Origin of the sequence: Sphingomonas sp. BK235, from assembly GCF_004345855.1 — a bacterium.
Classification (GTDB): Bacteria; Pseudomonadota; Alphaproteobacteria; order Sphingomonadales; family Sphingomonadaceae; genus Sphingomonas.
Map to the genome: position 1 here is coordinate 25,042 of NZ_SLXN01000016.1, position 23,028 is coordinate 48,069.

Sequence of the window (23,028 nt, forward strand, 5' to 3'; positions counted from 1 at the left end):
CTTTGTCGTCGCGGAAGCCGCTGACCCCACCCGTCATCCCGGCCTCGCGCCGGGATCCATCCCTCCGCAAGAGCGTCGCCGGCGGCTCTCGCGGCACCATGGATCCCGGGCCGAGCCCGGGATGACGGTGAGGAGCGAGAAAGAGGACGCGGTCTCTCCCCTCCCCTCGCGTTGCCGCGGGAGCGACCAGCGACCGGAGGCGCACGCGCCCTTCAGCGCCGGCCCCCCCACCGCCCACGCGCCGCGAGGCAATTCGTCGCGCGCGCCACCGCACCCGATTGCCTCGCCGATTTCTTCTTATAAGCTCGGTGGGGGACGCAGCGGGGGGCGAGTGGCGGCAGCGACGATCAGGGACGGCGGCGCCGCGCGCGTGCTCGCCACGCCCGACTTCGTCGCGGCGCAGCGCGCGCTGCGCGCCGACGGCAGCGTCCAGTTCGACCTGGTCCGCCCCACCCCGCCGCCGCCCACCCCGGCGTGGCTGCGCGCGCTGGCCGAGTGGATCGACGGCGGCGCGCGCGCGATCGGGCGCGCGCTGGCGCGGCTCGGCGCGTGGCTGCCCGACTGGCCTTATGCCAAGATGCTGTTGTGGGGCGTCGTCGGCGCGCTGCTGCTCGCGATCGCCTGGGCGGTGGTGGAGCGGCTGCGCTACGGCGTGTGGCGCTGGCCGCGCTGGCGGCGCCGCGCGGTCGCGGCGCCGGCGCTCGACGAGGAGACAGCGCCGCTGTTCGACGCCGCCCCGGTGCGCGCCTGGCTGCGCGAGGCCGACGCGCTCGCCGCGGCGGGGCGCTACGCCGAGGCGGCGCACCTGCTGCTGTTCCGCTCGGTCGAGGATCTCGCGCGGCGGCGCCCCGGCCTGGTCCAGCCCGCGCTGACCGCGCGCGAGCTCGCCGCCGCGCCGGTGCTGCCGCCGCGCGCGCGCGACCGGTTCGCCGCGATCGCGCGGCTGGTCGAGCGCAGCCTGTTCGGCGGCGCCGCGGTCGACCGCGCCGACTGGGAGGTCGCGCGCGCCGATTACGCCGATCTGGCGCTGCCCGCGGCGTGGCGCGCGTGAGCCGCGACGCCGCCGCGGGGCGGCTGCTCTCCCCCGTCACGGTCGCGATCCTGCTCGCGCTCGGCATCGCCGGCTTCGTCGCGACACTGGTGCTCGGCGCGGCGGCGCCGTCGTCGCGCGGGCGCGGCAGCGCGGGGACGCACGCGCTGTCCGACGCGGTCACCGGCTTCTCCGGGGTGATGCGCCTCGCCGAGGCGACCGGGCGCCACCCGCGCGTGGTGCGCGACGTCCGCCTGCTCGACACCGAGGATCTGGTGATCGCCACCCCGCCGCGCGGCGCGGTGCCGGTCGCGTCGGTGACCGCGCGGCGCCAGCAGCTGCCGACGCTGCTGGTCCTGCCGAAATGGCGCACGCTCGCCGATCCCGACCGCCCGGGCTGGGTCCGCGTCGCCGGGCTGCTGCCGCGCGACGAGGCGCATGACGTGCTCGCCCCCGCCGCGGACCTGCCGATCGTCCAGCGCGCCAGCGGCGGGCGCCCGCTGCGCGCGGTCGAGCCGACGCTCAGCGCGCTGCGCCTCGCCGCGCCGCGCCCGCTCCAGGCGATCCGACCGACCGTGCGGCGCAGCGCGTTCGGTGCGCTCGAGCCGGTCCTGGTCGACGAGCGCGGCGACATCGTGCTCGGGCGCTTCGCCGACCGGCCGCTCTACGTGCTCGCCGACCCCGACCTGCTCGACAATCGCGCGATGCGCGACCGGCGCGGCGCCGCGGCGGCGCTGGCGCTGCTCGACTGGATGAACTCCAACCAGGCGCAGGGGATGGCGTTCGACGTCACGCTCAACGGGCTGGGCGCGCGCGCCAACCCGCTCCAGCTGATCGTCGAGCCGCCCTTCGTCGCGCTGACGCTGACGTTACTCGCCGCGCTGCTGCTCGCCGCGCTGGGCACGGTGACGCGCTTCGGCAGCCCGCGGCCGCGCCCGCGCGCGCTGGCGCTGGGCAAGGCCGCGCTGGTCGACCAGACCGCCGCGCTGGTGCGCACGGCCGGGCGCGAGGCGCGGCTGGGGCAGCGCTACGTCGAGGTGATGCGCGAGGCGGCGGCGCGTGCCTTCGCCGCGCCCGCGGGGACGAGCGGCGCCGCGCTCGACGCCTATCTCGACCGGCTCGACCGCGGCGCGCGCTTCACCGCGCTGGCCGAGGCGGTGAGCGCGGCACAGGACACACGCGAGCTGACGCGCGCCGCGCGCGCGCTGCACGACTGGATGGGGGACAGGAAGTGACGATCGACGAGGTGGCCGCGCTGGCGGCGGCGATCCGCCGCGAGGTGGCGCGCGCGGTGGTCGGCCAGGCCGACACGGTGGAGCTGGTGCTGGTGGCGCTGTTCGCGGGCGGGCATATCCTGCTCGAAGGCCCGCCGGGCACCGCCAAGACGTTGGTGGCGCACAGCTTCGCCCGCGCCACCGGGCTGGCCTTCGGGCGCATCCAATTCACCCCCGACCTGATGCCCGGCGACGTCATCGGCGCCAATCTGTTCAATTTCCAGACCTCCAGCTTCACGCTGACGCGCGGGCCGATCTTCACCGACCTGCTGCTCGCCGACGAGATCAACCGCACCCCACCCAAGACCCAGGCCGCGCTGCTCGAGGCGATGCAGGAGCGCACCGTCACGATCGACGGCCAGAGCCTGCCGCTCGGCCCGCGCTTCACCGTGATCGCGACGCAGAACCCGATCGAGCAGCAGGGCGTCTACCCGCTGCCCGAGGCGCAGCTCGACCGTTTCCTGTTCAAGCAGCTGGTCGGCTATCCCAGCGCCGAGGAAGAGCGCCGCATCGTCGCGACCCATGGCGCGCGCGACGGCGCGATGGTGCCCGAGACCTGGGGCGTCGCCACCTGCGCCGACGCCGCCGCGATCGGCGCCGCGGTCGCGGCGGTGGCGCAGGTGCGGCTGGTCGAGGAGGTGGTGGATTATATCACCGCGCTGGTGCGCGCGACGCGCGACCATGCCGACCTGCAGGGCGGCGCCTCGCCGCGCGCGGGGGCGATGCTGGCGGGCGCCGCGCGCGCGCGCGCCGCGATCGACGCGCGCGACTTCGTCCTGCCCGACGACGTCAAGGCGCTCGCCCCCGCGCTGCTGCGCCACCGGCTGACGCTCTCCCCCGCCGCCGAGATCGAGGGGCAGCGCGTCGAGGACGTGGTCGCCGCGATCGTCGCCGCGATCGAGGCGCCGCGGTGATCTATCCCGCGCGTGCCGCGGTGGTGCTCGCCGCCGCGGGGGCGCCGCCCGCGCTGCTGGTCGCGGTGCTGCTGCCCGCGCGCTGGTATGCCGGGCTCGCCTGGCCCGCCGCGGTGCTGCTGCTGGTCGCGCTCGACGCCTGGCGCGGGCGGCATCGCGCCACCGCGACGATCGCGCTGCCGCGCAGCGCCCCGGTCGGCGCCGCGGTGCCGCTGGCGGTGACGGTGCGGATCGCGCCGCGCCGCGCGCCGCCCCCGCGCGCCGCCGAGGTGGCGCTCGCCGCCGACCCGCTGCTCGCGGTCGCGGACGACGGGCGCTGCGCCGTCGCGCTGGCGGCGGGAGCGGGTGGCGCGACGCTGACGGTGACGACGCTGCGGCGCGGCACCGCGCGGCCCGCCACCCTGTGGCTGCGCTGGCGCGGACCGTTCGGCCTGGTGTGGCACCAGCGCGCGCGCGCGCTCGACCAGAGCCTGCCGATCCTGCCCGACATCCGGCCGGTGGAACAGCGCGGCGCCGCGCTGCTGCGCCGCCTCGCCTATGACGGCATGCTGGCGCAGCCCGACCGCGGCGACGGCAGCGAGTTCGAGGCGCTGGTCGAGTTCCGTGCGGGCATGGACCGGCGCACGATCGACTGGAAACAGTCGGCGCGCCACGTCCGGCTCCACGCCAGGGACATGCGCCCCGAGCGCAACAGCCAGATCGTCTTCGCGATCGACACCGCGCGCCAGATGAGCGAGCCGGTGGACGGCGTGCCGCGGGTCGACCGCGCGGTCACCGCGGCGCTGCTCGCCGCCTGGGTCGCGCTCAAGCTCGGCGACCGCGTCGCGCTGGAGGCGTTCGACGAGCGGCCGCGGCTGTCGACCGGCTTCGTCGGCGGCGCGCGCGCCTTCGCCACGCTGCAGCACCGCGCCGCCGCGATCGACTATAGCGGCGCGGAGAGCAATTACGTCCACGCGCTGTCCGATCTGTCGGGGCGGCTGACGCGGCGCTCCACCGTGGTGCTGTTCACCGAGGTGATCGACCTGGTCGCGGCCGAGGCGCTGGTGCGCGCCGCGACGCGGCTGGTGCAGCGCCACCTGCTGCTGATCGTGGTGCTGCGCGACGCCGAGCTGGAGGCGATCCTCGCGCGCGCCCCCGCGGAGGCGGCCGACGTCACCCGCGCGGTGACCGCGGCGGGGCTGTTGCGCGACCGTCTGCTGGTGCTCACCCGGCTGCGCCACCTCGGCGCGCATGTCGTCGAGGCGCCGCACGCGGCGGTGGGCGAGCGGCTGGTCGCGGCCTATGTCGATCTCAAGCGGCGGCACCTGCTGTGAGCGCGCCCCCTCCCCCCACCCCGCGCGCCGGCGCCGCGGGCAGCCGCTTCCGCGCCGCGCACGAGGCCGATTGGGTGCGGCTCGACGCGCTGCTCGCACGCGCCGAGAAGCGCTCGGTGCGTGCGCTCGACGACGACGAGCTGCTCGCGCTGCCGCTGCTGTACCGCACCGCGCTCTCGTCGCTCGCCTCGGCCCGCGCCACCTCGCTCGACCGCCAGCTCGTCGCCTATCTCGATCAATTGTGTACCCGCGCCTATTTCCAGCTCTACGGCGTGTCCGAGCCGATCGGGCGGCAGCTGCTGGGCTTCTTCCGCCACGACTGGCCCGCCGCGGTGCGCGCGATGTGGCGCGAGACGCTCGCCGCGCTGCTGCTGACGCTCGCCGCCGCGGTCGCGGGCTATCTGCTGGTGCGCGGCGAGCCGGGCTGGTTCTACGCCATCGTCGGCGAGGACATGGCGGGCGGGCGCGACCCCGCGGCGAGCGCGGACGCGCTGCGCGCCACGCTCCACGGCCGCGGCGGCGAGGGCAGGCTGGTCACCTTCGCCACCTTTCTGTTCACCCACAATGCCCAGATCGCGATCTTCTCCTTCGCGCTGGGGATCGCCTTCGGGGTGCCGACCGCGCTGCTGCTCGCCTTCAACGGTCTGTCGCTGGGGGCGATGGTCGCGGTGTTCGCGGGCAAGGGCGTTGGGCTGGATTTCGCGCAATGGCTCGCGATCCACGGCACCACCGAGCTGTTCGCGGTGATGCTCGCGGGGGCGGCGGGCTTCCGCGTCGGGCTGGCGCTCGCCTTCCCCGGGCGGCTGGCGCGCGGCGACGCCGCGCTCGACGCGGGGCGCGGCGGCGCGATCGTGATGGCGGGCGCGGTGGTGATGCTGGTGGTCGCCGGGCTGCTCGAGGGGATCGGGCGCCAGACGGTCGACGACGGCCTCGCGCGCGCCGCGATCGGCGCGGCGATGCTGGTGGCGTGGCTCGCCTATTTCTATCTGCCGCGGGGGCATGATGGCGCGCGCTGACCGCGGGCTCGACCGCCGGCTGGTCACCCCCGAGGGGGTCGCGCTGCACCTCGCGCTCGGCGGCGCGGCGGCGCGCGCGGCGGCTTATTGTCTCGACGTGCTGCTGCTGCTGGTCGTGCTGGTGGCGGCGACGATCGCGCTCGGCTTCCTCTCGGGCGACGCGCCCGCGGGCGAGGCGGTGCTGGTGCTGTGGCTGCTCGGCGCCTTCGTGCTGCGCAACGGCTGGTTCATCCTGTTCGAACTGGGCGCGCGCGGCGCGACGCCGGGCAAGCGCGCGCTGGGGCTGCGCGTGATCGCGCGCGACGGCGCGCGGCTGAGCGCCAGCGCGATCGTGGCGCGCAACGCGGTGCGCGAGGTCGAGGTGTTCCTCCCCCTCACCTTCCTGGCGCTGGACGGCCCGAGCCGCTCCGACGCGGTGTTCGCGATCGCCGCGCTCGGCTGGACCGCGCTGTTCCTGCTGTTCCCTCTGTTCAACCGCGACCGGCTGCGGCTCGGCGACGTGATCGCGGGCACCTGGGTGGTGCGCGACGAGCGCCGGCCGCTCGGCAGCGACCTCGGCGCCGCCCCGGCGCACCGCCAGTTCGGCGAGGCCGCGCTCGACCTGTACGGCGAATATGAGCTGCGCGCGCTGGAGGACGTGCTGCGCGCGGCACAGCCGGCGAGCCTGGCGGTGGTGGCGGGGTCGATCCGCGCCAAGGCGGGGCTGGCGGACGACGGCGACGATCTCGGCTTCCTCAGCGACTATTATGGCGCGCTGTGCGCGCGGCTGGAGCGGCGCCGGATGCTCGGCCGCGGAGTCGCCGACAAATGGCAGCGCGCACGGCGCTGAGCTTCGGGCCGGCGGGCTCGCATCAGCGCCCGGTGGGACGGTGCTCCTCCGCAAGCAGGAGCCCAGCGTGGCAGGCGTCACGCGCGTGGCTCTGGGCTCCTGCTTCCGCAGGAGCACTTACCGGCAGCGGGCGGCGTGACGACGCGGTGCGCGCTGTCGCTGCTGGCTACGTCGTCGTCGCGTCATCGAACGTCGCCAGAACGGGTCATGATATCGTTGCGAGAGGAGAATGACCGTGCCGACCAGCTACCGCCCGCGTCTCGCCGATCTGCGCGCGCTCGTGCCCCCCGCCCCGGCGCCCGCCTCGCTCGCGCCGGCGCGCGCGCGGGTCACGCCCGCCGAGCGGCTCGCCGACCGGCGCGGCTATGACGCGGCGCATCTCGGCGACTTCACGGTCGCCCTCCCCTCCCCCGGCGCCCGGATCGACGACGTGCTCGCGGTGCCGGGGCGCGATGACGGGCGGCTCGACTATACGCATTTCACCGTGACGATGTCGCGCGCGCGGCGGCTGGCGCTGTTCACCGCGGTCAATCTCGACGGTGCGGCGAGCGTCGCCGTGCCGCGCGGCGAGGATCGCTGGGCGCTCGACGGCCGCATCCCCGCCGAGGCGCAGTTCGGCGAGGCGCTCTATGCCGACAATGACTTCGACCGGGGCCATCTCGTCCGCCGCGAGGATCCCAATTGGGGCGATCGCGCCGCCCAGGCCAATGCCGACACCTTCCATTTCACCAATTGCGCGCCCCAGCTCGCCGCCTTCAACCAGCGGCTGTGGCTCGGGCTGGAGGATCTCGTGCTCGGCAACACGCGGCGCTGGCGCGAGCGCGCGAGCGTGTTCACCGGCCCGGTCTTTCGCGACGACGATCCGGTCTATCGCGGCGCCGCCATCCCGCTCGCTTATTGGAAGGTGATCGCCTTCGTCCACGACGACGGCACCCCGTCGGCGACCGCTTATATGGTCGACCATCCCGTCGATCTCGCGCGCGTCGAACTGCTGTTCGGGCCGTACCGCACCTATCAGCGCTCGCTGGCAGCGGTGGAGCGCGCCACCGGGCTCGATTTCGGCGCGCTGGTGCTGCGCGACGGATTCTCCAACGAGGAGGCGGCGACCGGCGCCCCGGTCGAGCGCTGGATCCGCGGCGCCGCGGACATTCGCGTCTGAGATCGCAGCGCCGCCGCTCCGCCGCGAACCCCTCCTCCCTCATGCCTCTCACCATCCCCTCGGGTTAGAGGGTTAGAAGAGAGGTTAAGAGGTTAAGCGGCGCGGCGATGCGCCCGGCGCGGCGGAATCGCGCGAGTCGCGCTCTGGTCGTCGTTCCCGAAATATCGTCGGATCGTTCCTGATATATCGAGACGCGCGTTCCCGATGTATCGCCGGAGCGTTCCCGTTGTGTCGACGCGGTGCTCCAGACCGTTCCCGAAGTGTCGATGCGTCGGGTCGTCGGGGTGAGGGGCGGCGCGATCTGAATCCTTTCGTCGAGACGGACCGCCGGGCTCGTTCAATCCCGCGACGGCGCGTCGGCGTGCGTGCGAGCCGACCTTCGGCCTAGCGATACTTCGGGAACGCGCGGCGCATCAGCGGCCGAGCGTGTGGCGGTTCTTGGCGTGGAACCGGCGGACATAGCCGATGAACGCCGCCTGGTAATTGACCGGGGTGCGCGCCGGATCGGCGTCGATCCAGCCGCGGAACTCCGCGTGGAGCGTCTGATAATCCCAGCCCGGGCATTCCTGCCGCAGCGTGGCGAGCGTCGCCTCGCTGATGTCGCCGAGCTGCGCGCGCCCGGCCAGGCCCGCCACGCTGCGCCGGACCAGCGCCGCGGCGTCGACCAGCGGCTCGGCCGGGGGCGAGGGGGTGGCGGCGGCCGGGGCGCGCGCGGCCGGGGGCGCGGGCGCGGGCGCGGGGATCGGCTCCCCTGCCCCGCCCTCGCCGGCGGACGCGCGCGCACTGGGCGCGGCGCGGCGGCGCATCCGCAGCAGCGGCTCGCGCCCCTTGCCGTCCTGCTCGATCGTCAGCGCATAGCCGGGCAATTCGTCGCGCTCGGCGATCTTGGCGATCTCGAACTTGAAGCGGCGGTAGACGCCCTCCGCCCCCGATTTCTCGAAGAGCGTCGGCAGCGCGATGGCGAAGCCGGGCTCGCCCGCGCCCCCGGCGTGCTTGCGCGCTACCTTGTACAGCCAGCGCTCGCGCCCGCCGGTGATGTCGAAATAGGCGCGGTCGATCGAGAGCACGCCGCCCGTCATCATCACCCCCTCCCAGAACCAATTGGAGAGTTCGAGCGTCATCCCGCGCGAGCGTTCGGTGCGCTCGTCGACCAATTGCGTCCAGCCGTCGAGCCAGCTGAACGTCGCCTCACGGCGGTTCTCGGCGCGGATATTGGTCTTGACCGTGGTCGCGACGAGGCGATCGAGTGCCTGGCCGAGCAGCTCATAGGCGCGCCCGGTCGGCTCGCGCCCGATCGCGCGGAGCAGGTCATAGGGCATGAGATGGAGCGTGCGCGGCACGTCGTTGACCCCGCGGCGCGCCATGTCGGCGAGCACCGAGGCGCAGTAGATCAGGATATCGGCGTCCCAGATCGTCGCCATGCCATAAGCGGGATTGGCCGAGACATTGACCCACAATTTGCCGTCGGGGGAGCGATAGTCGATCGGCTTGACCCGCTTCGACTTGGCGAGGCTGAAGAAGGGGCGCTCCATCATCTCGCGCTGATCGCGCAGCGGCAGATCGGCGAGATAGGGGAGGAACAGCTCGAACTGGTCGGTGGCCGGCTGGCGGCGCGCCTGGCTCATGCGTCGGGCTCTCGGTTGGTCGGGAGGAGGGGGACAGTCGTTTCCCCGGGGAAACGCGGTATGGCGACGAGGTAGCGGCTGGTGGCGCGCCGGTGAAGGGACGCGATGTGGCGGTGGGCGCACACGTCCGGGGGCGCGCACGGTTGATCGGACGGGGGCCGGGGAAGGGGGGCGACGAAGCGATCACGCCACGCGGCTTCGGGTCGCAAGGTTTCCCCGGGGAAATGTCGGCGGCGCAGCCTGGATTGCGCCGGAGCGGGCGGGCTCGGCCGCAGCCTGCACTTCAACAGCCACGAGCGCTCGGGGGCTTCGGCCGGTCGGCTAGAGAAAGAAGGATGTTCACGCGGAGGCGCGGAGACGCGGAGGCGGTGTGGGGGGTGAGAGCGGGTGCTCAAGCCATGGGCGTGCGGGGTTTGCCCGGGTGAGGCGGACCAGGAGTGGGCAGGGGCAGGGTGGCCGCGCGCGACTAAACGCGAAGCGGAAAACCGCAACATGGAGGTTGGGAAGCGGCGAAAGGGAAAACTGGCATCGCAAACGATGATGGGGCAGCGCGCCAAGTCATCATGTCCGGCGGATCGATCGATCGGGCAACGATGCCGATCGCGAGGCTCTCGATGGCGGGCAAGAGCGTCGCGCAATTGCTGCCTCCGCGTCTCCGCGCCTTCGCGTGAACCCAAATCGCACTCAGAGGCCGCGGACGCGACGTCGGCGAGGTCGCGGTGCCGCGGCTCCTGTTCTCGAGTTTTCCCGGGGAAACATCGGCCGTGGCTACGACGAGCGTCGAGGTCCGTCGGCGCCGATGACCGGCCCGGTCTCTGCTCGATACTGCCCAGCCCGCGCGCAGCCGTCATCTAACCGCCACCCGTTCGTGCGCGTACGTGCCGCATCGATCCGAGGGAGAGGGTGCCGATCGATCCTGTGGGGGAGGGGAGTTCAGTTTCCCCGGGGAAACCCGACCGACGATCAGGCAGACGGCGAGCATATCCGAACCGACCGCCCGCGCCACCCTGCCACGCCCGCCCGCCGAGCGGTGTTTCCCCGGGGAAACCGCTCCGCGACGCGCGGGCGCGCGGCGCGGTCACCGCTGCAGGCCTCGGCCCTCATCCTCCAGATGCGCCAGCGCCGCGCGCAGCGCCTCGGCGAGATCGTCCGCGCTCGCGCCCGAGCCGGCGTGGAGCCGCAGCGTCACGCCCTGGCGGCTGACCGACTGGATCGACAGCGCGGCGCGGCCATGCGGCGTGGTCCAGCGCCACAGCGGCGCCACGGGCGCGCCGGCGCGCGGCGCCTCCATCAACTGGCGGATCACCTCGGGCGCGGCCCAGCCCGCGGTCCCCGCCTCGCGCCGTCGCGCCTGCTCGGCCGCGAGCGCGCGCGCCTTGGCGAGGATCAGCGGCGCCGCGCGCGGGTCGTCGAGCGCCTGCGCCAGCGCATAGGCCGGCTTGAGCTGGACGTCGCCGGGCGAGGCGAAGGCCGACACCACCACCTCGGGCAGCGCCGCCACCTTGAGCATCTTCGACAGCCAGCCCTTGGACAATTTGAGCCGCTCGGCCATGCGCGCCTGATGGTTGCCGTAATGCGTCGCCAGCGCCGCGCGGTAATTGCGCGCGCGCTCGAGATCGGACACGTCGGCGCGCGCGCGATTCTCGAGATCGGCGAGGCGGAACGCGGCCTCGTCGTCGAGCTGCGCCACCTGCGCCACGAACTGCATCTCGGGATAGCTGTGCGCGCGCAGCCACGACACCGACCAATGGCGCCGCGTGCCCGCGATCACCTCATAATCATGCGCGTCGTCGCCCTCGACGCGTCGAACCACCGCCGGGACCTTCTGCCCGCCCTCGGCGACGATCGAGTCGATCAGCTCGCGACAATTCTCCTCGCTCAGATGCGCGTAGCTGCGCGCGTTGCCCGGCCAGACGCGCACCCGCGCCGGGTCGAGCAGCAATTGCGTGACCTGCCGCACCTCGCCGCTCGCCACGCGTGCCAGCGCCGACTCGCGCCCCAGCAACGTGGTCGCGCGCGCGCGCTCGGGCGCGGGCGTGCGCGGCGGGGCAGGGGCGGCGGGCGCCTCGGCCGCTTCTTCGGCGAGCAGCGCCGCCAGATAGTCCGATTGCTTACGCGCCATCACTCACCTCCCGCCCGGAACGTAGCGGGAACCACGCCATGTAGGACAGCCCCTCCGCATCAGGCCGCGGCATGGATCACCGCCTCCTCGCTCGCCGGCGCGACGCGGCCCCAGCCCTGGCGGACGAGCTGTTCGACCTGTTGCATCGCCTCGTCGAGATTGGCGCGGCAGCGTTTGTGCGTGCGCGGCGTGCCGATCGGCTTGTCGAGCTCGTAGATCGTCATCATCCGCATCGCGGCATGGCTGATCTCGGCCGAATCGAGGATCGACACGGGCAGCAGCGCCGGGCCGAAGCTCTGTTCCATGATCGCGCGCACCATCGCGTGGCTGGGGTCGTTGGCGTCGAACTTGGAGCAGATCAGCCGGACGAACTGATAGTCGATCGCGATCCCGGCCCCCATCAATTGGTGGAGCACCTGGTCCATCATCGACAGGAACTGGACGGTGGAGCAGAAATCGGGCGTGGTGGCGGCGAGCGGCACCAGCAGCGCATTGGCCGCCTGCATCACCGCGAGGCTGATCGTTCCCAATGCGGGGGGCGGGTCGAGCAGCACCACGTCATAGTCGCGCGCCAGCTCGGCCAGACCGTTCTTCAGCTTGCGGAAGCGCGCCGCGAGCACCGAGCCGCCGTCGCTGCCCGCCGCGGCGAGCTCATATTCCACGTCGAACAGCTCGAGGTTGGAGGCGATCAGGTCGACATTGGGCCAGGGCGTCTGCTTGACCGCATAGGACAGGTCGGCCTGGGTCGGCTCGATCGACAGATAGGGGTAGAGCGTCTCCTCGCGGGTGACGTTGAAATGCGGGTTGAAGCCGAACAGCGTCGTGGTGGTCGCCTGGCTGTCGCAATCGACCACCAGCACGCGATAGCCCTGTACCGCGAGATAATGCGCCAGATGCGTCGTGACGGTCGACTTGCCGACGCCGCCCTTGAAGTTCTGCACCGCGATGATCGCGGGCACGTCGAGCGGCGCGCGCGCGGGCGAGGCGCCCAGCACCGCGCGCATGTGGAGCAGCTCGGGGATGGTATAGCCCAGCCGCCGCCCGGTCTCGGACGCGGGGGCGGCGGGGAGGCGCCCGTCCTCCTCGGCCATGCGGATGCGGTTGGTCGAGCAGCCGAGCAGCTGCGCCGCCTCGGCGATGCCGAGCCGCACGTTGAGACCCTTGCGGCTTTCGGGCAGGAAGGCCTTGCGGCGCAGCCGCTCGATCATCCGCTCGCCCGCACCGGCCAGATCACCGATCTGATTGACGACCGTGTTCACACTACCTCGCCTGAAGCTGTTTACGGGTCAGGCTAGCGGTTTGGCTTCAATCGGGCAAGTCACGCGGTGATTGCGTCACGTCGCTGGCCGGCGAGGCCTAAGTGACGCGGCTCACATGGCTTTGCTCGACCGGCGCGCGATCCGGGTCAGCGTGCGTGCGGCAAGATGAGACGGCACACACAAGCCCCGCGTTGACGCCCGTCGCCGCGCGTCCCATGTCAGTTGTGATCAGCAACGGAGTTTTCGCATGGGCGCCGCCGACATCCTCTTCCGTCCCTTTCAGGTGAAGTCGCTGGCGCTCGCCAACCGTATCGTCATGGCACCGATGACGCGCACGTTCGCGCCCGAGGGCGTGCCCGGTCAGGCCAACGCCGATTATTACCGCCGCCGCGCCGCCGGCGGGGTCGGGCTGATCCTGTCGGAGGGCACGGTGGTGGACCGGCCCGCGTCGCGCAACGAGCCCGCCATCCCCTTCTTCCACGGCGAGGCCGCGCTGGCGGGCTGGGCGCAGGTGATCGCCGCGGTCCACCAGGCCGGCGGGCGGATGGGGCCGCAGCTGTGGCATACCGGCTCGACCAAGGGGACCAGCGGCTGGGAGCCGGCGGCGCCGGTCGAGAGCCCGTCGGGGCTGCTCGCGCCCGATCGCCCGCGCGGCGCGGCGATGAGCGAGGAGGATATCGCCGACACCGTCGCCGCCTTCGCGCGCGCCGCGGCGGACGCGCGCCGGCTCGGCTTCGACACGGTCGAGATCCACGGCGCGCACGGCTATCTGATCGACCAGTTCTTCTGGGCGGGGACCAACCGGCGCGACGATCGCTACGGCGGCGCCAGCCTGCGCGAGCGCGCGCGGCTCGCGGGCGAGGTGGTGGCGGCGATCCGCGCCGCGGTCGGCCCCGATTATCCGATCATCCTGCGCGTCAGCCAGTGGAAGCAGCAGGACTTCGCCGCGCGGCTGGCGCCCACGCCCGCGGAGATGGCCGACTGGCTCCAGCCGCTGGTCGATGCCGGGGTCGACGTGCTCCATTGTTCGCAGCGGCGCTTCTGGGAGCCCGAATTCCCCGAGCAGGACGGCGCGGACGGCCTCAATTTCGCCGGCTGGGCCAAGAAACTGACCGGCGCGGCGACGATCAGCGTCGGCTCGGTCGGGCTGTCGGGCGAGTTCATCGCGGCGTTCGGCGGCGAGACCTCGCGTCCCGAGGGGCTCGAGCGGCTGATCGAGCGGATGGAGCGCGACGAGTTCGACCTGATCGCGGTGGGGCGCGCGCTGATCAGCGACCCCGATTGGGTCGCCAAGGTGCGCGCGGGCGACAGCGACGGGCTCAAGGACTTCGACGCGAGCGCGCTGCGCGAGCTGGTGTGAGGTGAGGGGGCGGCACGACCGCGTGCCGCCCGCCGCTCCCCGGAGGCGGTCAGCCGGTGCGTGGATCCCGCCACCGCGCTGGTCGAGCCGCTGCCGCCGGTCACGCCCGGGCAGCCGCACACCCCGTGAGACCCGCGCGCGGGGCGATGCGCCGCGCGCCGCGTTATGCGCGGGTGAGTCGGAGACACGCGCATGTTCATGGACTTCCGCGAGCCGGTGCCGCCCCCGCGCCGGGAAGCGCCGCGGCCGCGCCCGCGCCTGTCAGCGCGGCAGGAGCGGTGGCTCGGCCGGCTGGTGCTCGTCAACCTGCTGCTGCTGCTGCTGGCGCCGATCGCCGGCGGGTCGGTGATCGAGGCGGCGGTCGCGCTGCTGCGCGGCTGAGCGCGCCCCGGCGTCGATCGGCCGCAGTTCGCGCGGCGCGGCGCGCGCGGCCGCGACCGCCCGCGATGCCGATGCCGCGCGCGGCGCCTCGAAGCGGAAGCGGTCGACCGCCGCGCCCAGCTCGCCCGCGCGCTCGGCGAGCAGCCGCGTCGCCGCGTTGGTCTGCTGCGCGGTGGCCGCATTCTCCTGCGTCATCCGGCTCATCTCGCCGATCGCGGTGTTGACCTGCGCCGCGCCATCGGCCTGCTGCCGCGCCGCGCGCGCGACGCGGGCGACGATCGCGCGCACCTCGTCGACGCGCGCGATCACGTCGCGCAGCGCGCCGTCGGTCTCCGCCACCAGCGCGACCCCGGCGTCGACCTGCGCCCCGGCCGCGCCGACGCGCTGCTTGACGTCGCGCGCCGCCTCGGCGGAGCGCTGCGCCAGCGCGCGCACCTCCTGTGCCACCACCGCGAAGCCGCGCCCCGCCTCGCCCGCGCGCGCCGCCTCGACCCCGGCGTTGAGCGCGAGCAGGTTGGTCTGGAACGCTATCCCGTCGATCAACGCGATGATCTCGCCGATCTCGTGGCTCGAATGCTCGATCGCGCGCATCGCCGCGATGGCGCGCTGCGCGAGCGCGCCCGCGCCGATCGTGCCGTCGCGCGCCGCCGCGGTGAGGCGATCGGCCTGTTCGCCGTCGCCCGCGGTGTCGGCGACGCTGCGGGTGAGCTGCTCGAGCGCGGCGGCGCTCTGCTCGAGCGCGGCGGCCTGGCGCTCGGTCCGCTCCGCCAGCGCCTCGGCCGCGGTGCCGATCGCGCCGACGTCGTCGCCCATCGCGCGCGTGCTCACCGCCACCGCGCCGATGATCGTGCGTAGCTCGGCGAGCACGGAATTGAACGCGGCGCGCAGCGGCTCGTAGCGCTCCGACAAGGGGGTGTCGATCACATGCGCGAGATCGCCCTCCGACAGCGCACCCAGCCCGCCCTTGATCGCATTGACCATGTCGGCGATGTCGCTGGTATCGGTGAAGGTGACGACGAAGGCGGGGCGCCCGTGCCAGGTCACCGCGAAGACCATCACCACCGCGGGAAACAACGACCCGTCGCGCCGCTTGAAATACCATTGGAAGCGATGGTGTCCGCCGCGTCGCGCCGCCTCGATGTAGCGGCCGAGCAGCTCGAGGCTCACCGCGCCGCCGGGTTGGCGCGCGGGCGAGGTGTCGCCCGAGGGCCGGCCGATAAAGGCCTCGCGCGATCGCCCGAAGGCGGCGAGCGTGGCCGGGTTGCACCCGACATAGACGCCGTCCTGAACCATATAGATCGCTTCGGGGCAGGCATCGAAGAACAGGTCGCCGATCGTCGCGTCACGCTGGAAGGCCCAGAGCCTCAATCCATCTCTCCCGCGCGCGCCACGCGCGCTTTCCCTCTATAGCGGGGCGCGGGCGGCGGAGCGGAATCGAGGTGGCGTAAGCGGCCCATTATGATGTCGTGCGAGCCATAGGCAATAGCGCTTGACCCCGCTGCGGCGGAATGATCGAACCGCGGCGTGACCCAACCTCCCGACCCGCATCGCCCGGACTCCGCCGGCCCCGACGCTCACCCTGCCGCCCGCCCCGGCGAGGGCGCCGGCACCCGCGCGGAGCGGCGCGCCGACGAGGCCGCGGCGATCCGGCGGCGCTGGATCACGCTGGGCGAGTTGCTCGCGCTGGCGGCGGTGGTGATCTCGGCGCTGACCTTGTGGAGCAACTGGAGCGACCGCCAGGACAGCCGCGCCGACCAGGCCGCGACCGCGCGCCGCGCCTCGGCGCGCGCGGCGACGCTGGTGCTGGTCGCGGGCGCGGGGGAGGGGGAGCGGCTCGCGCTCCACCCTGCGGCGAGCGACCAGACCGTGCAGCGCCAGTCGGTGCGCTTCCCCGCCGCGCTCGGGCTCGCCCCGGTCGCGACCACGGGCGAGCCGCGGATCGAGGCGGACTGGTTCGCGCAGGCGCTGCAGAAGGCGCGCGCACGGATCGACCTGCCCGACGACAGCCGCGGCGACGAGCAGCTGCCGCTGCTGATCGAGACGCGCTTCCTCGCGGACGGCGCCGAGCACGTCGATCTCGCGCTCTACGACCTCGGCTATACGATCGAGGGCCGGCTGTTGCGCGGGCACCGGCTGACGCTGCGCGGCCTGTCGCTGGTGCGACGCGTGGCGCCCGCGAGCGGCGCGGCGGCGCTCGACGCGCGCTGGGCGCGTCTGTTCGCCCGGCCAGCGGCGACGCGCGACTGAGCCTGCCGCCGCGCCGCGCGGGCCGGGGCGGGCGCGCCCCGCCCCGTCCCGGTCGGGCCCCTTCTCGGTCGGGCCCCGCCTCAGTCAGGCCGCATCTCAGTCGGGGAGCGTCTCCAGCGCGCCGCCCGCCGCGCGCAGCCGCGCCAGATAGGCGGCATGGTCGATCAGCTGATAGGGGAAATACAGCCCCGGCGCGGCGGGCGCGGCACCGTCGAGCCCGGTGAGCCGCTCGAGCAGCATCGCCACCCCCAGCGCGGTCAGCGGCGCCGCCCCGCCGGGATGGATCAGCGCGTGCCGGCTGCGCTTCGCCGCGCCGCGCGCGTCGGTGCCCGCCAGCGCGATCACGATCTCGGTCGAGAAATCGCCGCCGCGCCGCCGCGTCGAGCTCTCGCCGGTGGCGAGATCGAAGCGCACGTCGCGCGCGCCCGTCGCCGCCGCCAGCCCGGTGACGTCGATCGAGGAGAAGCCCGTGCCGGCCACCGCGCGCCCGTCCGCCGCGCGCACCGACGCGGGGGCAGGGGCGCGCGCGTCCTCGCCCTCGCGCCACGTCCAACTGCCGTCGACGCGTGTCAGCGCCGCCGGCAGCCGGTGCGACAGCCGCGCGAAATCCTCCTCCACCGCGGGGCCGCCCTGATCCTCGCTGTCGACCAGCGCGCCGATCGCGATCGTGTCGACCCGCGCATAGTCGCGCGCGGCGGTGAGCGTCGCCACCGTGGTGGCGCCGACCAGCCACTCATAGCCCAGCACCATCGCGCCCGCCGCGGGCCGCTGCATGTACACCGCCACCTCGGGCGCGATCTCGTAGATGCCCGAGGAGATGCCGAGATGCGGCAGCCCGCGCGCGCGCGCATAGCCCAGCCCGGCGAGCCGCGGGTCGGCGTAGAACACCGCCACCGCGCCGACGCGGCGATCACCCAGCCCGAGGTCGGGCGCGTCGGGGTCGATCGCCACGCCCTCCGCCTGGCCCAGCGCGCGCGCCGCCGCCTCGGCGCGATCGCGGTCGCGCCCGCCGATCAGCAGCGGCACGTCGGGATGCTGCGCGCGCAATGCCGCCGCGCTGCGCCGCCCGATCGCGCCGCTGCCGCCCAACAGCAAGATGGGATCGATCGCCATGCGCCATTCTCCTCTCGTGCGATAACCTACCTGGAGTAGCTAAGGCGCTAAGCTACCCCAAGTAGCTAAGGCAAGCGCGCGCGCGACGGGCGCACCGTAGCGCGCGATGGGCCGACGCCGCGGCCCCGCGACCGCGGCGGCGCGCGATGCTAGCCTGCGTGCCCGATCCGGCGTGGGTGCGGGCAGGGGAGAGCGAACCGGCACCCTCTGTGGCGCCGGATCCTGTGTCGCTCGCACGCGTGGTCCAATGGGTCGTGCCCGCGGCTCCGTCCTGTCGGCGGGGCCGTGCGACGGGCGATGGCCGAGCGAGGGAGAGGACGATGCGGCCGGGCCATGAGCGCTAGCGACGACATCGCCGACACGCCCGCGGCGCGCGCGCGGCTGACCAAAGCGGCGCGGCGGCGCCAGTTGCTCGACATCGCGCTCGCCCTGGTGCGCGCGGAGGGGGCGGAGCGGCTGACGCTGCCCGGGCTGGCACAGCGCGCGGGCATCTCCAAGCCGGTGGTGTACGATCATTTCGGCTCGCGCGACGAGCTGCTGGTCGCGGTCTATCGCGCGATCGACGCCGAGCGCGGGCGCGCCTTGCGCGACACGGTGGCACCCGACGGGCGCGACGTCGCCGCGACCGCGGCGCGGCTCGCCGCGGCCTATGTGCGCGGCGCCGCCGATCACGGCGAGGCGTGGGACTCGGTCGGCGCCGCGCTGGCGGGGAGCGAGGAGAAAGGCGCGGTCGACCAGGAGCTGCTCGACGGCGCGGTGGCGACCTTCGTCGCCGCGCTGGCGCCGCACGAGCCGCTGCCGCGCGTCGAGCTGGAGCGCCGCTGCATCGGGCTGGTGGGGGCGGGGGAGGCGCTGTCGGGGGCGATGATGCGCGGGCTGCTGACCGAGCGCGCCGCGACCGCGGGGCTGACCGCGATCATCGCCGGCGCGCTCGCCCCGGCGGAGTGAGGCGGGGTCGCCCGCGGCGGGCGCGGCCTGGCGCCGCCGGTTGGAAGATCGTTGCCGAACCGCTCCGTCATCCCGGGCTCGCCCCGGGATCCACCGCGCCTCGATCGCCACGAGCGTTGTTCTCGCGGAAGGATGGATCCCGGCGCGAGGCCGGGATGACGGTGCGAGAGGACGACACGCCTTCGCCGGCTTCGCTTACCCCCGCCGCGATCGGTCAGGGCGGGGTCGCGACCGCGGCGTGGGGCGGCGGCCCGCCGCGCGCGCCCGGCGGCGCGCCCGCGTCGTGCAGCGCGGGGGCGATGGTGCTACACCTCGCGCTGACGGAATGGATCGAACCCTTCTACTGGGATCTCGCCCCGGTGCGGGGACTTCATTATCGCGTGCTCCACGGCGACATGACCGACGCCGGCGTGCTCGCGCACCGCAGCGGCTTCACGATCGATCCCATCGCGGTCGAGGCGGTGCTGGCGGCGCTGTGAGGCGGACTTCCTGTCCTCAGCCGTGTCCGTCGGCCGCGGCCAGGATGGCGCGACCATAAGCGGTCTTCTTCAGCGCTTCGCCCAGGACTCGCGCCTCTGCCGCGGAAATGAAGCCTTGCTCAAGCGCGATTTCCTCGAGACAAGCGATCTGTACGCCTTGCCGGTGCTGGATGGTCCGGACGAACTCGCTCGCTTCGAGCAGTGAATCGTGGGTTCCCGTATCGAGCCAGGCATAGCCGCGCCCCATCTGCTCGACGAAGAGCTCACCGGCCTCCATATACAGCCGGTTCAGGTCGGTGATCTCATATTCGCCGCGCGGTGAGGGCGCCAAGGTCCGCGCCATCTCGACCACCCGGTTGTCGTAGAAATAGAGGCCGGTGACCGCGCAAGTCGAACGCGGCTGCGCCGGCTTCTCTTCCAGACTGATTGCCTTGCCGGCGGCGTCGAGCTCGACCACGCCATAGCGCTCCGGATCCTCGACGCGATAGCTGAACACGGTTGCTCCTTCCGCGCGCGCGACGGCACTGGCGAGCAGATCGGTGAGATGCGCGCCGAAGAAGATGTTGTCACCCAGCACCAGCGCGACCCGGTCGCTGCCGATGAACTCCGCGCCGATCGTGAAAGCCTGCGCCAGCCCTTCCGGCCGCATCTGCTCGGCGTAAGAGATCGTCAAACCCCAGGTCGAGCCGTCACCGAACATGCGGCGATAATTGTCGAGGAAGTCGGGCGACGAGATGATCAGTATGTCGCGGATGCCGGCGAGCATCAGCACGCTCAGCGGATAATAGATCATCGGCTTGTCGTAGACGGGCAGCAGCTGCTTGTTGATCGCGAGCGTCGCCGGGTGCAGCCGGGTGCCGGAACCGCCGGCCAGAATGATCCCCTTCATGCGCGTGCTCCCATCAATTCGGCGACGATCTCATCCAACGCGATGCGCCAGTCGCGTGGTGTCAGCGCGAAGTCACGTGCGACGGCGGCATGGCTGAGCCGCGAGTGACGCGGACGTTTGGCCGGCACCGGAAAATCGATCGCGTCGATGTCGACTATCTCGGGCGCGGGGCCGCCGTGACGCTGCGCCGCGGCGAAGATCGCGCGCGCGAGGTCCGCCCAATGCGTCTCGCCCGCGTTGCTGAAATGCCACGTTCCCGCCAGGCATGGTTGCTCGACCAGGCGAATCGCGATCGTCGCGAGCGCGGCGGCGAGATCGGTCGCGCTGGTTGGGGCGCCGTGCTGGTCCGCGACGATCGACAGCCGCTCGCGCTCTGCGCCGAGGCGGAGCATCGTCTTGACGAAATTATGTCCGTGCGCGGAGACGACCCAGCTGGTGCGCACGATCGCATGTCGCGGCGCTGCGGTTCGCACTGCCAGCTCGCCCCCCAGCTTCGACGCACCATAGACGTTGAGCGGTGCCACGGGATCGTCGACTTCCCAGCCGTCGGGCTTGCTGCCGTCGAACACGTAATCGGTCGACACCTGGACAAGCGGGATGTCGGCCTCACGACATGCCTCGGCGAGAGCGGCGGGGGCCAGCGCGTTGATCCGCCAGGCCGCGGTCACGTCGCTCTCCGCTTTATCCACCGCGGTGTAGGCCGCGGCGTTGATAACCGCGGCCCAACCGCCCGCCGCAACGGTGGCGCGGATCGCCGCCGTATCGGCGAGGTCGAGCGCGGTCGAATCGAGCGCCTCGACCACCCAGCCGTCGGGCCAGCGATGGCGCCGCAACGCGTCGCCCACCTGACCGCGCGCGCCGGTGACGAGGATCGTCTGCCCCGCGCGCCCGTTCGCGTCTCCCGCCGCGGCAGCGGTCACGAGGCCACGCCACGGCGCTCGGCTGCCTTGGCCTCGACGAGTGGGCGCCACCAGCCCTCATTGGCCAGATACCAGGCCACCGTCTTCTCGATCCCGCTCTCGAACGTCTCCGCGGGTGTCCAGCCCAGCTCATCGCGGATCCGCGCCGCGTCGATCGCATAGCGTCGGTCATGCCCCGGGCGATCGGCCACATGCGTGATCTGAGCGGCATAGCCGATGCCATCGGCGCGTGGGCGCAGCCGGTCAAGGATCGCGCAGACGGTGCGTACCACCTCGATGTTGCGCTTCTCGTTGTTGCCGCCGACGTTATAGGTGCGCCCGACAGCGCCATGCTCAAACACGCGGCGCAGCGCGCGGACGTGATCCTCCACGTAGAGCCAGTCGCGCACCTGATCGCCCGCACCGTAGACCGGCAGCGTCTCGCCCGCGAGCGCGCGCACGATCACGAGTGGGATCAGCTTCTCCGGGAAGTGGAACGGGCCATAATTGTTCGAACAATTGGTGATGAGTACCGGCAGGCCATAGGTGTGGCCCCAGGCGCTGACGAGATGGTCGGACCCGGCCTTGCTCGCGGAATAAGGAGAGCGTGGATCATAGGGCGTGTCCTCGGTAAACAATCCCGTGTCGCCGAGCGACCCATAGACCTCGTCGGTCGAGATATGGTGGAAGCGGAAGGCCGACTTGCCTGCTGCATCGAGCGACTGCCACCAGGCGCGTGCCGCCGACAGCATCGTGAAGGTGCCCACCAGATTGGTCTGTATGAACGCGTCCGGCCCGTCGATCGAACGGTCCACGTGGCTCTCGGCGGCGAGATGGGTGATGACGTCTGGGCGGAACGCCCGGATCGCGGCGTCGACCGCGGCTCGATCGCAAATGTCTCCCTGGACGAACGCGTAGCGGTCCGATCGCGCCACGTCCTCGACGGTGGACAAGGTGCCGGCATAGGTCAGCTTGTCGAAGTTGAGCACGGCGTGCCCGGTGTCCGCTATCAGGTGGCGGACCAGCGCCGAGCCGATGAAGCCGGCGCCGCCGGTGACGAAGATGCGCATGGCGACCTCTTCTAGTTGAGGGGGAGCAGAGGGCGACCGTCATAGGCAAACGGACTGTCGAAATCGGCCAAGGCCGCGAGCGCGTGGTCCTTGTCGCTCAGCTGCGGCGTCGCGCCGGCGGGCAGCGGCCAGTCGATCGCGACGCTGTCCCACCGCACGCCGCCATCATGTGCGGGTGCATAGAGCGCGGAACATTTGTAAACGACCTCGCTGTCCGGCTCGAGCGTGAGGAAACCGTGCGCGAAGCCGACCGGAACAAACAGTTGCCGCCCGTTCTCGGCCGACAGTTCGGCGCCGATCCATCGGCCGTAGCTCGGAGAGCCCGAGCGCAGGTCCACCGCAACGTCGAAGATGGACCCGCGGATGCAGCGCACCAGCTTGTCCTGCGCGTGCGGCGGCGTCTGGAAGTGGAGCCCGCGCAGCGTGAAGGCGGGCACCGAGAGCGAGTGATTGTCTTGCACGAAGCGGACATTGATGCCGCGCGCGTGGAAGGCGGCCTCATTGTAAGTCTCGGTGAACCAGCCGCGCGCGTCGCCGAAGCGGCGGGGTTCGATCAGATGGACTGGATTCTGCGACATTTCCCGGCCCTAGGGCGAGAGCGGCCGTGAGACAATTGCCGCGTTGCCGACCTCACTCGCGAGTAGCGAGGAGCGCCTATCGGTGGACAGACACAACGGGCGCTCGTTGCTAACACCTTCCCCAATCTTCGCACCCAAAGGCTCGCCCTCGCTGGTATGATCGTGACGGCGATGACGAGGGCTGTCCAAGCGCTGAACCTCGTGCCCAGTGCGCACGAAGCTTACCTCTCTGCCGCCTCGCAGCGATCATAAAGGGTCATTGCTGTTCTGGCAGGTGGTCGCGTTGCGCGAGACTGTCACGTTGTGAGATCAGTCTTTCGCAATGATCCGCTGAGACGATCTTGCGCGCGTATCAGGCCGCGAAGGCGCGGAAATAGTCGATCGTGCGCTGCAATCCCTCGCGCAGCTGGACCGTGGGCTCCCAGCCGAGCCGGCTCTGCGCCAGCGCGATGTCGGGCTTGCGCTGCATCGGATCGTCCTGCGGCAGCGGGCGGTGGTCGAGCGTCGAGGACGAGCCGGTCAG

At 72.6% G+C, this 23,028-nt stretch carries 20 protein-coding genes; 11 read left to right on the plus strand and 9 right to left on the minus strand.

Annotation, left to right across the window (positions count from 1 at the left end):
* Positions 1-331 precede the first annotated feature (331 nt).
* The 7 genes from EV292_RS21830 (at position 332) to EV292_RS21860 (ending at position 7,535) form a co-directional block, all read left to right on the plus strand.
* On the plus strand, positions 332-1,051 hold the full coding sequence (locus EV292_RS21830; RefSeq protein WP_243693914.1) for a DUF4129 domain-containing protein: 720 nt from the start codon (positions 332-334) through the stop codon (positions 1,049-1,051).
* A complete protein-coding gene (locus EV292_RS21835; RefSeq protein WP_243693915.1) occupies positions 1,048-2,265 on the plus strand; it encodes a hypothetical protein in 1,218 nt (405 codons plus the stop codon). The genes EV292_RS21830 and EV292_RS21835 overlap by 4 nt, the downstream gene beginning before the upstream one ends.
* Positions 2,262-3,218, plus strand: coding sequence for a MoxR family ATPase (locus EV292_RS21840; RefSeq protein WP_132911387.1), 957 nt, complete (start codon positions 2,262-2,264; stop codon positions 3,216-3,218). The genes EV292_RS21835 and EV292_RS21840 overlap by 4 nt, the downstream gene beginning before the upstream one ends.
* Positions 3,215-4,531, plus strand: coding sequence for a DUF58 domain-containing protein (locus EV292_RS21845; protein ID WP_132911388.1), 1,317 nt, complete (start codon positions 3,215-3,217; stop codon positions 4,529-4,531). Before EV292_RS21840 ends, EV292_RS21845 begins: the two co-directional genes overlap by 4 nt.
* Positions 4,528-5,547, plus strand: coding sequence for a stage II sporulation protein M (locus EV292_RS21850; RefSeq protein WP_132911389.1), 1,020 nt, complete (start codon positions 4,528-4,530; stop codon positions 5,545-5,547). Before EV292_RS21845 ends, EV292_RS21850 begins: the two co-directional genes overlap by 4 nt.
* Positions 5,534-6,376, plus strand: a complete 843-nt coding sequence (locus EV292_RS21855; RefSeq protein WP_243693916.1) for an RDD family protein — start codon at positions 5,534-5,536, stop codon at positions 6,374-6,376. Before EV292_RS21850 ends, EV292_RS21855 begins: the two co-directional genes overlap by 14 nt.
* A gap of 229 nt (positions 6,377-6,605) precedes the next feature.
* On the plus strand, positions 6,606-7,535 hold the full coding sequence (locus tag EV292_RS21860) for a DNA/RNA non-specific endonuclease (protein ID WP_132911391.1): 930 nt from the start codon (positions 6,606-6,608) through the stop codon (positions 7,533-7,535).
* Between the two features lie 413 nt (positions 7,536-7,948).
* Here the strand turns inward: EV292_RS21860 and EV292_RS21865 are convergent, their stop codons facing one another.
* From EV292_RS21865 to EV292_RS21875, 3 genes are all read right to left on the minus strand, one after another.
* Positions 7,949-9,160 carry a replication initiator protein A gene (locus EV292_RS21865; protein ID WP_132911392.1) on the minus strand — a complete coding sequence of 404 codons (1,212 nt, stop codon included), beginning with the start codon at positions 9,158-9,160 and terminating at the stop codon, positions 7,949-7,951.
* Positions 9,161-10,238: 1,078 nt separating this feature from the next.
* Positions 10,239-11,282 (minus strand): ParB/RepB/Spo0J family partition protein, encoded by a 1,044-nt coding sequence (locus EV292_RS21870; RefSeq protein WP_132911393.1) that lies wholly within the window; start codon positions 11,280-11,282, stop codon positions 10,239-10,241.
* Positions 11,283-11,341: 59 nt separating this feature from the next.
* Positions 11,342-12,541: an AAA family ATPase gene (locus tag EV292_RS21875; RefSeq protein ID WP_132911394.1), complete on the minus strand. Its 1,200-nt coding sequence runs from the start codon at positions 12,539-12,541 to the stop codon at positions 11,342-11,344.
* Between the two features lie 247 nt (positions 12,542-12,788).
* Between EV292_RS21875 and EV292_RS21880 the strand changes: the two genes are divergently transcribed.
* Complete coding sequence (locus EV292_RS21880) at positions 12,789-13,901, plus strand: NADH:flavin oxidoreductase (RefSeq protein ID WP_132911395.1); 1,113 nt, start codon at positions 12,789-12,791, stop codon at positions 13,899-13,901.
* A gap of 261 nt (positions 13,902-14,162) precedes the next feature.
* Here EV292_RS21880 and EV292_RS21890 read toward each other — a convergent pair whose 3' ends face one another.
* Positions 14,163-15,650: a methyl-accepting chemotaxis protein gene (locus EV292_RS21890; RefSeq protein WP_132911397.1), complete on the minus strand. Its 1,488-nt coding sequence runs from the start codon at positions 15,648-15,650 to the stop codon at positions 14,163-14,165.
* Between the two features lie 156 nt (positions 15,651-15,806).
* Here EV292_RS21890 and EV292_RS21895 point away from each other — a divergent pair, with 156 nt between their 5' ends.
* Positions 15,807-16,529: a hypothetical protein gene (locus EV292_RS21895; protein WP_347812615.1), complete on the plus strand. Its 723-nt coding sequence runs from the start codon at positions 15,807-15,809 to the stop codon at positions 16,527-16,529.
* Between the two features lie 96 nt (positions 16,530-16,625).
* Here EV292_RS21895 and EV292_RS21900 read toward each other — a convergent pair whose 3' ends face one another.
* Positions 16,626-17,642, minus strand: coding sequence for an NAD(P)-dependent oxidoreductase (locus EV292_RS21900; RefSeq protein ID WP_132911398.1), 1,017 nt, complete (start codon positions 17,640-17,642; stop codon positions 16,626-16,628).
* Between the two features lie 333 nt (positions 17,643-17,975).
* Here EV292_RS21900 and EV292_RS21905 point away from each other — a divergent pair, with 333 nt between their 5' ends.
* The gene (locus EV292_RS21905; protein ID WP_132911399.1) at positions 17,976-18,590 is read left to right on the plus strand and encodes a TetR/AcrR family transcriptional regulator; all 615 of its coding nucleotides are present in this window, start codon (positions 17,976-17,978) and stop codon (positions 18,588-18,590) included.
* Positions 18,591-18,745: 155 nt separating this feature from the next.
* Positions 18,746-19,069 carry a hypothetical protein gene (locus tag EV292_RS21910; protein ID WP_132911400.1) on the plus strand — a complete coding sequence of 108 codons (324 nt, stop codon included), beginning with the start codon at positions 18,746-18,748 and terminating at the stop codon, positions 19,067-19,069.
* 16 nt (positions 19,070-19,085) lie between these two features.
* Here EV292_RS21910 and rfbA read toward each other — a convergent pair whose 3' ends face one another.
* The 4 genes from rfbA to rfbC are packed head-to-tail and all read right to left on the minus strand — an operon-like array spanning position 19,086 to position 22,505.
* On the minus strand, positions 19,086-19,958 hold the full coding sequence (rfbA, locus tag EV292_RS21915; RefSeq protein WP_132911401.1) for a glucose-1-phosphate thymidylyltransferase RfbA: 873 nt from the start codon (positions 19,956-19,958) through the stop codon (positions 19,086-19,088).
* Entirely contained in the window at positions 19,955-20,878 is a 924-nt protein-coding gene (rfbD, locus tag EV292_RS21920) for a dTDP-4-dehydrorhamnose reductase (protein ID WP_243693917.1), read from the minus strand. The genes rfbA and rfbD overlap by 4 nt, the downstream gene beginning before the upstream one ends.
* The gene (gene rfbB / locus EV292_RS21925) at positions 20,875-21,927 is read right to left on the minus strand and encodes a dTDP-glucose 4,6-dehydratase (RefSeq protein ID WP_132911403.1); all 1,053 of its coding nucleotides are present in this window, start codon (positions 21,925-21,927) and stop codon (positions 20,875-20,877) included. Before rfbB ends, rfbD begins: the two co-directional genes overlap by 4 nt.
* A gap of 11 nt (positions 21,928-21,938) precedes the next feature.
* Entirely contained in the window at positions 21,939-22,505 is a 567-nt protein-coding gene (gene rfbC, locus EV292_RS21930) for a dTDP-4-dehydrorhamnose 3,5-epimerase (RefSeq protein ID WP_132911404.1), read from the minus strand.
* Positions 22,506-23,028: the final 523 nt, after the last annotated feature.

Bases quoted from the DNA above. Each gene is read 5' to 3' on its own strand.
- EV292_RS21855 (WP_243693916.1), top strand. From the start codon at position 5,534: ATGGCGCGCGCTGACCGCGGGCTCGACCGCCGGCTGGTCACCCCCGAG.
- EV292_RS21860 (WP_132911391.1), top strand. From the start codon at position 6,606: ATGACCGTGCCGACCAGCTACCGCCCGCGTCTCGCCGATCTGCGCGCG.
- EV292_RS21865 (WP_132911392.1), bottom strand. From the start codon at position 9,160: ATGAGCCAGGCGCGCCGCCAGCCGGCCACCGACCAGTTCGAGCTGTTC.
- EV292_RS21870 (WP_132911393.1), bottom strand. From the start codon at position 11,282: ATGGCGCGTAAGCAATCGGACTATCTGGCGGCGCTGCTCGCCGAAGAA.
- EV292_RS21880 (WP_132911395.1), top strand. From the start codon at position 12,789: ATGGGCGCCGCCGACATCCTCTTCCGTCCCTTTCAGGTGAAGTCGCTG.
- EV292_RS21900 (WP_132911398.1), bottom strand. From the start codon at position 17,642: ATGGCGATCGATCCCATCTTGCTGTTGGGCGGCAGCGGCGCGATCGGG.
- EV292_RS21905 (WP_132911399.1), top strand. From the start codon at position 17,976: ATGAGCGCTAGCGACGACATCGCCGACACGCCCGCGGCGCGCGCGCGG.
- EV292_RS21910 (WP_132911400.1), top strand. From the start codon at position 18,746: ATGACGGTGCGAGAGGACGACACGCCTTCGCCGGCTTCGCTTACCCCC.
- rfbA (WP_132911401.1), bottom strand. From the start codon at position 19,958: ATGAAGGGGATCATTCTGGCCGGCGGTTCCGGCACCCGGCTGCACCCG.
- rfbB (WP_132911403.1), bottom strand. From the start codon at position 21,927: ATGCGCATCTTCGTCACCGGCGGCGCCGGCTTCATCGGCTCGGCGCTG.
- rfbC (WP_132911404.1), bottom strand. From the start codon at position 22,505: ATGTCGCAGAATCCAGTCCATCTGATCGAACCCCGCCGCTTCGGCGAC.